Source organism: Chloracidobacterium sp., assembly GCA_016716305.1.
GTDB lineage: Bacteria > Acidobacteriota > Blastocatellia > Pyrinomonadales > Pyrinomonadaceae > OLB17.
In genome coordinates, this window is record JADJWP010000002.1 from 1,041,783 (window position 1) to 1,055,044 (window position 13,262).

The following is a 13,262-nucleotide window of genomic DNA, read 5'->3' on the forward strand; positions in this document are numbered from 1 at the left end:
CGTTCGTTGCGACGTTTCTTTCTGACCCACTTTCCTCGGCAGTTCAATGCCCGCCTGATGACTTATTCTTGTCATCTGCCTTTTTCTTAAAAACCGGAGCCTTATAATCGGGCATTTCTTTATTACGGTTTTTCATTTCAGCCATGTAAGTCGTCCGAGGCTGCGTGTTTAATTCATTGAGAAGATTATAGTTCCGCTTATCCTTCTTGATCTTCGCCACCTTACTGAGCGGGTCATTCATGTCACCGAATACGATCGCCCCTGTCGGACATACCGACTGACACGCTGTGAGAACTTCCCCGTCACGAACCCTACGGCCATCTTTCTCAGCCTCGATCCGTGCCGCCGAAATGCGTTGGGTACAATATGTACATTTTTCCATGACACCGCGACTGCGAATGGAGACCTCAGGATTACGCATCAGCTTGTACTGTGCGGTATCCCAGTCCTGATATAAAAGGAAGTTGAATCGGCGAACCTTATAGGGGCAGTTATTAGAACAATACCGTGTACCGACACAGCGGTTATAGACCATGTCATTGAGGCCCTCAGGATTATGAACCGTTGCAGTTACCGGACAAACAACCTCGCAGGGTGCCAACTCACACTGCATACACAGAACAGGCTGAAAATGTGCTCCTTCCGGCTCATTGATGCTTCCGCCACTGTAATAAGTGTCAATGCGCATCCAATGCATTTCACGGCTTTTCTCGACCTGTTCCTTTCCGACAACCGGAATATTATTCTCTGACTGGCAGGCGAGGACACACGCATTGCAGCCAACGCAGGAGTTCAAGTCGATCGACATTCCCCATTTGTGGTTTTCTGCGTACCATTTTTGGTATGTGGTGTCGTCATACATCGACTTGTCCGCGAAATTCTCTTGATGACCCTCTACAAGGTGCTCGTCAAGATGATGCACATCCCAAACTCGCAAGAGATCACGTCCTTCCATGTTGAAATGGATCTGAGTCGAGGCTATCTGAACGTTATTCCCAGTTTTCGCGATCTCACCGAAACCGAAATTCATCGCGTCCGAGCGGACGATCTTGAACGCGTTGTACCCCAGACCGGTTCCGACCTTGCCCGCCCTTGTCCGGCCATAGCCCATATAGATCGTTATAACGTCGTCGGGCTGGCCAGGAGAGATCCACATCGGTACGCCATCGAGTTCGGCGCCTTGATATGTGAGTTTCACGGTATCGGACCCCATGTTCGAGCCGTGAGTATTGATGAACGCCCTTCCTCTTTCGCCACCTGAGATCTCGCGCGGATCGTTGCCGCGGTTTATCTGTAAACGGGCTGCAGTTGCAGGGCTGATCAAAGCGACGTTTTCCCAAGTGATCTTTGTTAATGGGTTTGGCAGCTCTTGCATCCAGCCGTTGTTTACGAATCGGCCGTCATAAATGCTTGGGTCAGGAAGAACGGCAATCTCAAGTGAACCCGATGCGGCAGGCTTCGAATCGACCGCAGCCATGAATCCCGTATTCACCGCAACAGTCTTCGACGCAGCGGCAGTGTTTGGCACGATGCCGTCATGCACCGCCTTTCGCCAATTGTCTTCGAATGTCTTTGCACCCGAAGTTGCAGCGCCTGTCTGGGTATTCGTGTTTCCGACTGCGTTGGCCGCCGCAGCGGCGGTCTGACCAGTTGAAATGTTTTGAGCCTGCCAATATTCGCGTACAATATCGTAGTCCTTTTTGTCGAAGTTCTCGCGGAAGAAAAGCTGGACTATCTCATGGACTGATTTTCCGTCATAAAGCGGCTGTATCAGCGGTTGGATGATCGACGCTGTTCCATCATAGGCCCTTGCGTCACTCCACATTTCCAAAAAATGCTTCTCAGCGACATGCCAATGGCAAACTTCTGCCGTCTCATCAAAGTACTGGCCCAAATGAACGCGCAACCCAACCTTGTTCTCGAGGCGGTTCAGATCGATCTTTAAGTCAGCCGGCGTGTTGTAAACCGGATTGCCGCCAAGAATGACGAGCATTTTTACCCGGCTCGCATCAATATCCGCAACAAGTTCGCGAAGCTGCTCGATCTGTGTCTTTTCTGGATTGGCGACGATTGGATCGGTATAAACAACCGTCTCCCCTACATTTCCGAGAGCGCCGTTGATCGCGTGAGCTATGGCGTGAACTATCGGCGGCTGATTATCGCCGACGATAACTAATGATTTACCGCGCTTCGCAGTCAAATCTCTAGCCATCGCCGCGATCCAGGCTTCATTTTCAGTGTAGGTAGACGAGGCGCCGGCAACCCCGATCGCCTTCGCGATAGCTTTCGCGATCTCAACCATTTGGCTCGGCTTTACCGCCAGCCTGTGGTCTGCTTTTGCACCCATCAGGGTTGTGGTCGTTTCGATCGCATAGAGGCGATTCATTTCCTTCTTTTCTTCGGAAATTTTCCGCCCCTTCGCAAAATCCGCCATGTAACGGACATTTGAGCCCGAAAAAATATCGGCATCGAGAGAAAGGATCCGATCAGCCTTATCAAATCGATACACACAGTGTACCGGCGAACCGAAGGCAAGTTTTGCTCCCGCCAGGGCGTTATCTCGATTGACCGGTTCGTATTGGATCCATTTGGAGTTCGGGAGTTCCGCTGTCAGCTGTTTGAATTGGGCCTGAAGTGTCGGCGACGTGACCGTTGGCGTCAAGAAGCGAACGCCCGCTCCTCCGTCCTTTCGGTTCTCTTCGATCGCTGCCCTGATCGCATTCACAAAATTCTGCCACGAGCTTGGGCTGCCGCGATACATTATCTCTTGCGACCGATCCGGGTCGTACATATCCAGCAACGCAGCTTGAGCATAGATATCGGTCGCGCCGAGGCTTCCTGGATGTTCCGGATTGCCTTCCAGTTTTACCGGCCGGCCTTCGTACGACCTCGCAAGCAAGCCCGTTGCAATACCCCCCATTGTCATTGCGGTCGCATAGAACAACGGCTTTCCGGGGAGCATATCGTCGTTCGGACGAACATACGGCACGATCTTTTCCGGGGGTTGAATTACACACCCCGAAAGTCCGGCAAGTGCAAGTGATGCACCCATCACCTTAACAAAGTTGCGGCGGCTAAGTCCGTCATTCCAGTCTTCGGCATGCAAAGGAAACTCGCCTTTCACAAACTCGGCAAATTCTGGCGTGTCAGCGTATTCTTCGACACTGCGCCAATATTCTTTGCCGGTGCTTGCGGACAGTATCTTGTCCCTTATCGATGCAAAATTCTGTTTGCTTTCGTGACTAGGCATCTTTTCGTGATTCCTCAAAAATCTGACTTGATCGATCGGCCCTGAACCCTGTCTCTCATCGGTTTGGGCCTTTCTGACCGGTTCGGACCGTTCTGACGTCTGATCTACCGATGGCAGATCGAGCAGCTTGTCAACATATCCTTACTTCTTATCCTGTAATCGCTCTTCAATTGGATCCGTTCCTGCGCGGACAGGTCACTATCCTGCCAACGCATATTGTAAATCTCGGATTTTGGACGAATGAACTTCTCGGGTTCGCGGTGACAGGCAAGGCACCACTCCATTTGCAAGGTATTCTCTTGGTAGACCGACGGCATGTTATCGATCGCACCATGACAAGTCGAGCAACCGACTCCCTTAGCAACGTGAATACTATGATTAAAGTAGGTGTATTCGGGCAGATCGTGGACTCGCTCCCATTCGATCGGCTTATTGTCTCGATAGCTGGCCCGAACCGGTTCAAGGTACGGACTGTCGGCCCATATTTGCGTATGACAATTCATGCAGGTCTGCGTCGAGGGCATTCCCGCCGAGGCGGTCGTCTCGACCGTCGTGTGGCAGTATCGGCAATCTATGCCGTCATCACCGACGTGATGCTTATGGCTGAACTGTACGGGCTGCTGTTTCTCGACGTATCGCCCGGTGAGGTACGAAGAGCGGGCAACCTGCGTGTAAACGTAAAATGCCGTCCCAGCAAGGACCACCCCCAAGATCATACTGATCCGGGCAATATTGTTCGCACTTTTAGGAAAAAATTGTGCCATTTTTGAGTCTCTTCAACCGCTGAGGTACGCGGCAGCTAAAGTTCGCCTGTTCCCAGATTTGCGACGAAACCTAAGCCGGGGAATGCGAATTAATAGAATGTTAAGAGAATGCCTTACGTAAAACTGACGCTAATTTTACTAAATCCTATAAAATCCGCAAGTTTCAAACAATTATAATCGATTGCCCGGCTCCGATTGTGCAATAGTTCACAAAATTAGTTCTTCTGATGAGGTTAATTAATCAAAACCAATACCATCCGACAATTCGCAAAGTGAATCGGCCTCGACGGCCGGTCAGCCGCCGAGAGTCTCATCGTTTGATAGGGCGGCACCGATCGCCGATGCCAATTCTCCGAGCTCTCCGGCGACGATGGTCGTATTTGAGAAAGACGGCCCGAAAGAAAGTTCGCGAGCCCGCTTGATGATCGGATCAAGCAGAAGTCTGCCCGCTCCCATTATCTCCCCGCCAAGTACGATTCTCTCAATATTCAAAAGATTGATCACGCTCGCGATCGCCGACCCAACATACATTCCTGTTCGATCGAGCATCAGCTGTGCGAAGTCGTCTTCGCTCCGCGCCGCTGCAACAATGTCGGCGATCGTGATCTCCTGCTCATCAAACTTGCTAAGGACCGACGTACTGTCTTGGTGAAAGCGACTCCGGGTGCGGCGAACAATGTTCTCGCTAGATGCCACATCTTCAAGACGCATACCATCTGAATTGATCGCTACGTATCCGAATTCACCTGCGAACCCCGACACCCCACGCCATATTTGCCCGTTGAATATAAAAGCACCGCCAACACCGGTGCCGAGCGTCGCATAAAACAGGTCTTTCGCTCCGCGTCCCGCACCAGCTTTGAATTCGCCTATCGCCGCAGCATCCGCGTCATTCATAAGTACACACTCAAGCCCGGTCGCAACTTTTATCTCATTTGCAATATCGGTCTTTGAATGCTCGGGAAATCCGATAGAATATTCGACCCGATTAGATCTTCGGTTTATCAGTCCCGGCACAGATAGTCCAAATCTCGATGTTTCGCCTAGGTTGTCATTCAACTTGCCGACAAAAGCAATCAGCTGAGCGATTACGTCGCCGTTCCGGTCAAGTTTTTCAGAAATGCTAGCCGCCACCTTGCCCGAAGCGTCGACAGAAACGGCATGAAGGCCGGAAACGGAAACGTCCACTCCGACCGAAAGTTGTTTTTCTTTGCTCGACTCGCTCATATTTATCCTGCCCAAGACTAGGGCGATTTTAGTCACAACCTATCAGGCTGTCAATAAAGGCGTTGTTCAACGTGCGTTTCGTCGTTTGTCCGGCTAACCCTGACCGCGGGACCTTGATTTTCCTTGATTTCGGCAAACCAAAAGCGGACAATCGGTGTCTAATCCTTAAATGTTTTCAGAGGTTGGCAATTTATGAAATCAAACCTTCCCCGTTTTGCCTTGGTCTTGCTGATCGTGCTGAGCGCCTCAGTATTTGCTCCGATCGGCCTCGAAGCACAGTCCCGTCCACAACGCCCAACACCGAAAGGCGACGAGAAAAGAAATCAGCGTCCGGTACCAAAAACGGAAGAAGAGCTTAAGAAGGAAGCCGAGGAAAAGGCCAGACTCGAACAGGAGAAGAATGCTCAGGAGGAACCCGGCGTCATAGCGGTTGAGACCGAGATCGTCAACGTGGATGCGGTAGTCTTCAATAAAAAGTCGGGTCAGATCATCACCGGTCTTAAGAAAGAGAATTTCGGTATCTTTGAGAACGGCGTCAAACGCGACATTTCTGTGTTCACAACTCCCGAATCGCCCATCACCGTTACCTTGCTGCTTGAATACAGTAAGTGGTCGGAGCTATTTGGTTCGGCTTCGGGCGGAATATTCGAACCCGGTGTATACGAAACCGTTCGACCGATTGCTCAGTTCCTTTCACGTTTCATCAAACCGCCGGATGATTATGCATCGGTCGTCGCGTTTGATATGCGTCCGGCAGTGATCACGGATTTTACCAATGATCCGGGCCGAGTTCGCGGCACGATCGACCTTTTGCTAAGAAGCCAGCCTGCGTTCCGTGAAAACAATCTTTTCGACGCCATGAAGTTCGTCTTGATCGGTGGCAACAGCGAATCTGAATTTCTCGACGGCGCCAAGGAACGTTCGGTCTCATACGGTGGAATGGTCGATGTCAAAGCCAAGCGACGCGCGATAATTCTTGTAGCCTCCGGTATCGATACGTTCAGCAAAACGAATTACGGCGAGATCCGCCGGGTTGTCCAGGAAGCCGGGATACCGATCTATATAATAAGTACCGGAAACCTCTTCTATAAGCGTTACGAGCACCTTTTGCCTGCGACCGACGGTATTAGCGGAATGCCGGGACGCCTTACTTTTCTCCAGGCTAAGAACCAGATGAATACGTTTGCCAAGGAATCAGGGGGAATGCATTTCGAAATGACTTTCGAAGGCGAGGTGCCTGGATACCTCAATTCGATAAATGGACTTTTAAGAAGCCAGTACAATCTCGCGTACGATCTTGTTGAAAAGCATGATCCCGGCAAGAAATACAAATTAGAGGTCAAGGTCGATGTTGACGGCGACGGCACGTATGACGACAAGCAGTTCGTCGTCCAGCACAAGCCGTTCATTTACGTGCAGAAAGACGATAAGAAAAAGAAATAGTCACGTTAGACCGATGTGCGATGGAACAGGCGGCTATCTGCCGCCTTTTTCATTAGAATTAAGATGGTTTCTGGGTCGAAAAACGTGATCGCTCGAGGTTGGGCCACAGATTGCGAACAATCTCGTTGTATTAACACATAGTCAACTGCTATTCTGGGTGTTTCGGATAATTATGAGCAGACGCATCGTTGAAAGCTATAGGGCGAAGCTCGCTAACGAGGAAGGTTACGTCAGAACTTCTGGTGCCGCACTGAAGATTGCTTTGTGCTATCCGAACACGCACTCGATCGGAATGGCGAATCTCGGTCTTCATACGATGTACGAGCTCTTCAATTCGATTCCAGAGGTCTCCTGCGAACGAGTCTTCCTGCCTGATTCAGATGAATTGAAAGAATACGAAAGGTCCGGCTCGCCACTTCTTTCGCTCGAAACTCAGACTCCTGTCAGAGACTTCGATGTAGTAGCGTTTTCGATCTCGTTTGAAACCGATTACCTTAACATGGCCCGAATGTTACAGCTTTCGGGGATTCCTGTATGGTCCGGGGAACGCAATCATTTTCACCCGTTGATCGTAATGGGCGGTGCTGCATCATTTCTGAACCCGGAACCGATCGCCGATTTCACCGATATCATCGCAGTAGGTGAGGGCGAGATATTGGCGTACCAACTGGTGGATTCGATCTTCGAGCACGAGACCAAAGACGATATTCTGCTTGCTCTCGCTCGGATCGGTCGAGGCTTTTATATTCCTTCGTTTTATGACGTCGTTTATAACGATGATGGAACGGTTTTCGAATATCGACCTAAACACATCGGTGTCCCTCGCCGAGTCGGCCGCGCTCTTGCGTCGGTGAATCCAAAGGAAGGGACGTTGCGGCGGGCCTTAAAACGTGGCGAGAATGAACTTGCCGAATTTCTTGTCAACCAAGATACGTTTTGCCCTTCAACGGCGATATGGTCTCCCGGTGCCGAAATGGGCGACCGGTTATTGGTCGAGATCTCACGCGGATGCTCGCAGGGCTGCCGATTCTGTTGGGCCGGCTACAATTACTACCCGCCTCGTGTCGTTCCGGCAAAAGACATTCTCGCGAAGGCCGCGGAATGGCGCAGTAAAACTGACAAGATCGGCCTCGTTTCGACCGCCGTCTGCGATCATCCCGAAATATCAACGATCCTTAGAGAGCTGCGTGCGATGAACTACCGGATATCTGTATCCTCACTTCGACTCGATCAGATCTCGGAGGAACTTCTCGACGCCCTCGTCGAATCGAACGACCAGCAGATCGCCGTAGCTCCCGAAACCGGATCTGACCGTCTCAGGCGAGTAATAAACAAGAATCTAACGAACGATGAGATCGTCGACATCTGCGGAGCCGTTTTCGACCGCGGCATGCTGACCCTGAAGCTCTATATGATGGTCGGCCTTCCGACCGAAACACAGGAAGACCTGGATGAAATGTTCGTCCTGGTCGAACGCATCAAGGATCGAATGCTCGAGGCTGGCAAAAAGATCGGTCGCGCCGGCAAGATAATTCCGTCGTTGAATGGCTTTGTTCCGAAACCCAACACGCCGCTCCAATGGGATGCAATCTGCAACGAACGAGACCTTAAAAAGCGTATCAAATACGTTTGTAAGGGCCTTTCAAAGATTCCTAATGTTGACGTTCGATTCATGTCGGCGCGCATTGCTCACGAACAAGCGCTATTCTCGTCAGGTGACCGAACCGTGGCAAGGGTCATCGATGCTGCCGCTCGTTTCGGCGGCGATCTGGATCGCGCTATTCGAGAGACGAATGTCGATCCCGGGTTTCATACGTCCCGAGACCGATCGTACGACGAATTTCTTCCCTGGTCGATCGTCGATTCCGGACTGTCATTTGATTTTCTCAAGGCCGAACATGAAAAAGCACGAGAAGCTCTCTCGAGCCTCCCGTGCCCCGCTGTTGAAAAATGCACCACGTGTGGAGTTTGTCCGACAACATGGCTCGCTGACGCACCGGCATCCCTTATTCAGATACAACCTGTAAAGATCCGCGAGGCAATGGCCGCGGCAGTTCTTGCGTGATCGCCGGCCCTTACTGCTTGAGTAAATAGCCTTGCGGCGAAGCGTTATGGTCAAAGTTGTACGTGTATTTGTAAATGCCGAACGGCAGAAGGTTTACACTCTTGGTATATGCGACCCGAGCTGTGATAACTGTACCCGAAGCTTTGACCTCTACAAACGCGTCCGGCGGGACGTTGTAATCATGAGCAGCACGCTGGATCGATGCCTGCACTACCTCGAGCGGCTTCAATGAACCTGATGTCGCAAGGCCTTTGACAACGGCTGTGTCCATCTCTTGCTTGAAGCTCGCGCCTTCGTATGCGACCGGAATGTAGTTGTAACCGGCATGTCCGACAAGGGCTATTATCACGAAGATTATAAGAAATTTGACTCCGGCACTGCCCTGCTCGGAGCTTTTCTGCGCTTGAAAGGTTTTCATTTCGAGATACTCCTCGATTCGAAGGATTCTAAGAGGATTTAGTCTGCGAGAGGAATCGTTCTAATAAGTCTTTGATCAAAAACGGGTCGATGTTCGCGCTGTCTACGATCACCGGTTTACCGATACCACCTAACAAGATCCATTGGAGCGATCTGCCTATTACCTTCTTGTCGAATGCGAACGCAGCAATGATATCCGAAGGCTCGATGTGGTCGATCGCAGGCAACTGCCCTAGCCGATGAACAACATCGTACAACAAGTTTATATCATCCGATGCCAATAATTCAAGCCTTTTCGACAATTCTGCGGCGAACAAGATACCGTAACCAACCGCTTCACCGTGCAGCAAGTATTTGAAATCCGTTACTTTCTCGAGTGCGTGTGCAAAAGTGTGCCCAAAATTGAGAACCTTCCTGGAATATCTGTTGTTATTACCAGCCGATTCGCGTTCATCTGCCATTACGATCTTGGCCTTGAACGTGATCTGGTCGGCGATAAGCTTCGAGAGTGCTGAATCACGTCCGCTTAGATCGCCGGTGGCCAACAGTCCGTTTAATGGATATCGGTGAAGAAATTCTTCCGTTCGGCGAAACAGTTCTTTACCGCCGACCGCTCCTTGTTTGATGGCCTCACAGAAGCCAGCCCTCATCTCTCTCGGCGGGAGCGATCTGAGGGTATCGATATCGGCGTAGACGCCGGTAGGCTGATAAAACGCGCCGACCATGTTCTTTCCATACTTGGTGTTGATCCCGGTCTTCCCGCCGACTGATGAATCGACCATCGCCATCAATGTAGTAGGTAATTGAAAGAACCTGATTCCGCGGAGATGGATCGCGGCAGCAAATCCGGCGAGATCGCCGACGACACCACCGCCGAGGGCGACGATCACATCGGTTCGCGAGATTCGTTCAGACCCGAGAAAATCAAGCACTGACTCGGCGGTCCTAAGAGTTTTATATTTCTCGCCGTCCCCGATCAGAAAGGTCGATACCGTAAACCCGGCTTCCTCCAGGCTTCGTTCGATGACATCCCCAAAAAGCCTATTTACTCGTCGGTTAGAGATGATCACGGCCCTTTCGGCCGAATCGCCCGCAACAGATCGGATCCGGGCGCCCGAAGTCGCCAAAAGACCGCTACCCACGGACACATCGTAGCTGTGCTCCTGTACGGACAGGTTGATCGGTATTTCGTAGATCATTCAGCGTGTAAAAGAAAGTGCACAGATCACCAATCTAACCGATGGCCTTTGCGATCACGGCAGCTAAACGCTTCGCTTGCTCTTCGATAGCCGACTGATCCGCTCCTTCGATCATCACGCGAGCAAGTTTTTCAGTGCCCGAATAACGCAGCAACAGCCTTCCTTTACCTTCGAGTTCCCTTTCGATCTCGTTTGAGGCGTTCATGATCGCTTCGACCTCGTCGAATGGCTGCTTGTCTCGCACCGGTACGTTTACAAGGATCTGCGGATAACGTACAAACCCTTTCACCGCCTCAGAAGCCGACGTCCCGCGTTCGTTGATAGCTTTCAACAGGAGCATTGCGGTCATCATCCCGTCACCGACAAGGCTGATCTCCGGGAAAATAATGTGGCCCGACTGTTCGCCGCCGATCTCTGAGCCGGAACGAATGAGTTCGTCAAGCACGAATTTGTCACCCACGCTGACTCGAAGCATCGAGATGCCCCGAGATCTCAATGCGAGTTCGAGACCGATGTTGCTCATCACAGTTGCAACAACCGTCTTGTTGACCAGCCTGCCATGATCAGCGAGGTAGTTGGCCAAAACCCAGAGCGTTGCATCGCCATCGACCAATTCACCGTTCTCATCAACAAAAAGAGATCGATCGGCATCTCCGTCAAATGCGATACCGATATCGGCACCGGTTTCCGTGACATGCTTCCGAAGGTTATCAATGTGAAGGGAGCCACAATCGCGATTGATATTCCGGCCGTCAGGAGAAATGTGGAGCGCGGCAACCTCGGCGCCAAATCGAGCAAAAAGGGCGGGCGCGAGCCCGGAAGCGGCCCCATTCGCACAATCAACGACGATCTTCTTCCCGCCGAGGTCAAGTTTTGAAAATCTCGATTCGATGCTGTTCAAATACGAGTTTTGAAACTCCTCTGCACGCTCGGTGTGCCAACTTGAAGGATCGGGTGAATTAGGCGTTATGATCTCATGCTTTAGCTGATCCGCAATTTCGGATTCGATCGCCCTCTCCAGATCGTCGTCGGCCTTCTTGCCTGTGGGGAAAAATATCTTGATGCCGTTATCTTGATACGGATTGTGGGATGCACTGACGACGATCCCGGCATCAAAACCAAACTCTTTTGTCAGAAATGCGATGCCTGGCGTCGTGATCACTCCCGCAGATTCACATTCGGCGTCAGCCGCAGACAATCCGAAATGCAGCCCGCGTTCGATCGCTTCGCCCGACTCTCGTGTGTCGCGACCGGTAATGACCCTTGGTACTCGTCCAATTCGATACGCCAGATTTCGCGCCAAAGATCCGCCGATAAGTGCGATCGTTGTCGGATCAAGCGGGAATTCATTCGAACGTCCGCGAATACCATCGGTTCCAAAAAACCTTTCTGATATTGCGTTTGTGGGATAATTCATATGAGTCAAAAACAACAATTTATACAGTAAAACCGTTGACTCGTAAAACGCAAGAACGTCATAATCCTTGATTGTGGATAGTATAAATTTTCATTGCAGGTTGACAACCAAAACCATATTAAGGGAATCTATTCTCTGAGGGATGTTCACCCCCAAAGCGATCGTTCAAGGTTTACCACTCTCCTTTAAAATAGATTATGAAAATTGCGGGATATAGCGCCCTGCTGGCGGTTTTCGGTATTGCTGCTTCGGCATCTACTTCAGCCCAGGGTGTCAATGTCGGTGACCGGAAATTTAAGGTCGTTGTGTCGGACACGGTGAAGGTAAAGCCCGCGACCGCGGGCCCCAAAGCTGTTCCGACCCCAATGGTGGTCGGTCGTACCAGAATAGCCACGGAACCGAAGGCAGCCGAAACCCTCGTTTCGACCCGGTCGCCGTCAACCGACGACAGGTCGCTCTCTTTTCGCGAGATCAAGAGTAAGATTGCCGAAGCCAAGCGGCAGATGCAAACACGACCGATCGCAACTTCCTCGGTCGGCAGTGTTTTTGAGGGCATCGAGATCGTACGAATCGCTTTTCATGACTGGCGTTCTGACGAGATCGATTATGCCGTGATCACCAAAGAGGCGTTCCTTTCGACCGCTGAAGACAAAGTCGTGACATCGCAGAATGGCCGTAACCTGACGATCCGTACGATCCGTGGGAACGGTGTCAACACGCCGATAACCGTAACTGATAATACAGGAATGCAGCATCTTCCGCTTATGGTTCAGTATCCGGTTGTTCGCAATGGCAAATATATCGAAACGGCATATTATATGTCGACCCATCCGGGTCTTGTCACGACCGAGGTTGTCAATGCCGGCCGGATCTACGTTAGAAATGTGATCGAGATCGCCCGTGAGCGTTTGAGATCTCGTGGGATACTTATTCAGCCGAAGACTGCCGATATTGCCGAAAGGCTTGCAGCCGTCGAACATGTAGATCATCTACGCTTCCGTACTGAGCCGCACAAGGCCATTTACGACGATGTCTACACCCTTTTTGCCTTGAACGAGGGACAAACTTACCGGTATGCGGTTAGTTCCGCCGGTGCCGGTGGAATGGTCCAGATGATTCCGTCGACCTATCGCATGGTTCGCGCACAGTTTCCACAAGTGCCGCTGATGCCGGATTTTGTGGAAGGGATGCGCGACCATGTAAATGCCGCCCAAGCGATGCTTTTATATATGCAATGGACATGGGACGACCTTCGCTCGAGGCCGGCGATCTCAAGCGCTATACTTAGCGGGATCGCGAAACAGGAACAACTAATGGCTGCGGGTTATAATTCGAATCCGGCAAGGCTCGCAGGGTATATCGATCGCGGCGGACCGGCGTGGACCAACCTAATTCCGCGCGAAACAAAGATCTATCTTCAGATATATGAATCGGTCGAAAGGCATGTACCTATGAACGAACGGACAAGGTAACCGATCAA

The 13,262-nt window shown here is 51.2% G+C and carries 9 protein-coding genes; 3 read left to right on the plus strand and 6 right to left on the minus strand.

What is annotated here, in order from left to right:
- Nucleotides 1-43: 43 nt before the first annotated feature.
- The 3 genes from IPM28_06680 to IPM28_06690 all read right to left on the minus strand — a co-directional run bounded on the left by IPM28_06680 (nt 44) and on the right by IPM28_06690 (nt 5,241).
- Entirely contained in the window at nt 44-3,250 is a 3,207-nt protein-coding gene (locus IPM28_06680) for a TAT-variant-translocated molybdopterin oxidoreductase (protein ID MBK9172677.1), read from the minus strand.
- Between the two features lie 104 nt (nt 3,251-3,354).
- Nucleotides 3,355-4,014, minus strand: coding sequence for a cytochrome c3 family protein (locus IPM28_06685; GenBank protein ID MBK9172678.1), 660 nt, complete (start codon nt 4,012-4,014; stop codon nt 3,355-3,357).
- A gap of 294 nt (nt 4,015-4,308) precedes the next feature.
- On the minus strand, nt 4,309-5,241 hold the full coding sequence (locus tag IPM28_06690) for an ROK family protein (GenBank protein ID MBK9172679.1): 933 nt from the start codon (nt 5,239-5,241) through the stop codon (nt 4,309-4,311).
- A 192-nt stretch (nt 5,242-5,433) separates the two neighbouring features.
- Between IPM28_06690 and IPM28_06695 the strand changes: the two genes are divergently transcribed.
- Entirely contained in the window at nt 5,434-6,684 is a 1,251-nt protein-coding gene (locus IPM28_06695) for a VWA domain-containing protein (GenBank protein MBK9172680.1), read from the plus strand.
- A 172-nt stretch (nt 6,685-6,856) separates the two neighbouring features.
- Nucleotides 6,857-8,749: a radical SAM protein gene (locus IPM28_06700; protein MBK9172681.1), complete on the plus strand. Its 1,893-nt coding sequence runs from the start codon at nt 6,857-6,859 to the stop codon at nt 8,747-8,749.
- Between the two features lie 10 nt (nt 8,750-8,759).
- On the opposite strand, the gene IPM28_06705 is transcribed toward IPM28_06700, so the two are convergent.
- Genes IPM28_06705 through glmM form a run of 3 tightly spaced genes read right to left on the minus strand, consistent with a single transcriptional unit; the run spans nt 8,760 to nt 11,782 of the window.
- Nucleotides 8,760-9,167, minus strand: a complete 408-nt coding sequence (locus tag IPM28_06705) for a hypothetical protein (protein MBK9172682.1) — start codon at nt 9,165-9,167, stop codon at nt 8,760-8,762.
- Nucleotides 9,168-9,195: 28 nt separating this feature from the next.
- Complete coding sequence (gene aroB, locus IPM28_06710) at nt 9,196-10,365, minus strand: 3-dehydroquinate synthase (GenBank protein MBK9172683.1); 1,170 nt, start codon at nt 10,363-10,365, stop codon at nt 9,196-9,198.
- Between the two features lie 34 nt (nt 10,366-10,399).
- Nucleotides 10,400-11,782, minus strand: a complete 1,383-nt coding sequence (glmM, locus tag IPM28_06715; GenBank protein ID MBK9172684.1) for a phosphoglucosamine mutase — start codon at nt 11,780-11,782, stop codon at nt 10,400-10,402.
- A gap of 197 nt (nt 11,783-11,979) precedes the next feature.
- Here glmM and IPM28_06720 point away from each other — a divergent pair, with 197 nt between their 5' ends.
- Nucleotides 11,980-13,254, plus strand: a complete 1,275-nt coding sequence (locus IPM28_06720) for a hypothetical protein (protein ID MBK9172685.1) — start codon at nt 11,980-11,982, stop codon at nt 13,252-13,254.
- Nucleotides 13,255-13,262 lie beyond the last annotated feature (8 nt).

Bases quoted from the DNA above. Each gene is read 5' to 3' on its own strand.
- IPM28_06680 (MBK9172677.1), bottom strand. From the start codon at position 3,250: ATGCCTAGTCACGAAAGCAAACAGAATTTTGCATCGATAAGGGACAAG.
- IPM28_06685 (MBK9172678.1), bottom strand. From the start codon at position 4,014: ATGGCACAATTTTTTCCTAAAAGTGCGAACAATATTGCCCGGATCAGT.
- IPM28_06690 (MBK9172679.1), bottom strand. From the start codon at position 5,241: ATGAGCGAGTCGAGCAAAGAAAAACAACTTTCGGTCGGAGTGGACGTT.
- IPM28_06695 (MBK9172680.1), top strand. From the start codon at position 5,434: ATGAAATCAAACCTTCCCCGTTTTGCCTTGGTCTTGCTGATCGTGCTG.
- IPM28_06700 (MBK9172681.1), top strand. From the start codon at position 6,857: ATGAGCAGACGCATCGTTGAAAGCTATAGGGCGAAGCTCGCTAACGAG.
- IPM28_06705 (MBK9172682.1), bottom strand. From the start codon at position 9,167: ATGAAAACCTTTCAAGCGCAGAAAAGCTCCGAGCAGGGCAGTGCCGGA.
- aroB (MBK9172683.1), bottom strand. From the start codon at position 10,365: ATGATCTACGAAATACCGATCAACCTGTCCGTACAGGAGCACAGCTAC.
- glmM (MBK9172684.1), bottom strand. From the start codon at position 11,782: ATGAATTATCCCACAAACGCAATATCAGAAAGGTTTTTTGGAACCGAT.
- IPM28_06720 (MBK9172685.1), top strand. From the start codon at position 11,980: ATGAAAATTGCGGGATATAGCGCCCTGCTGGCGGTTTTCGGTATTGCT.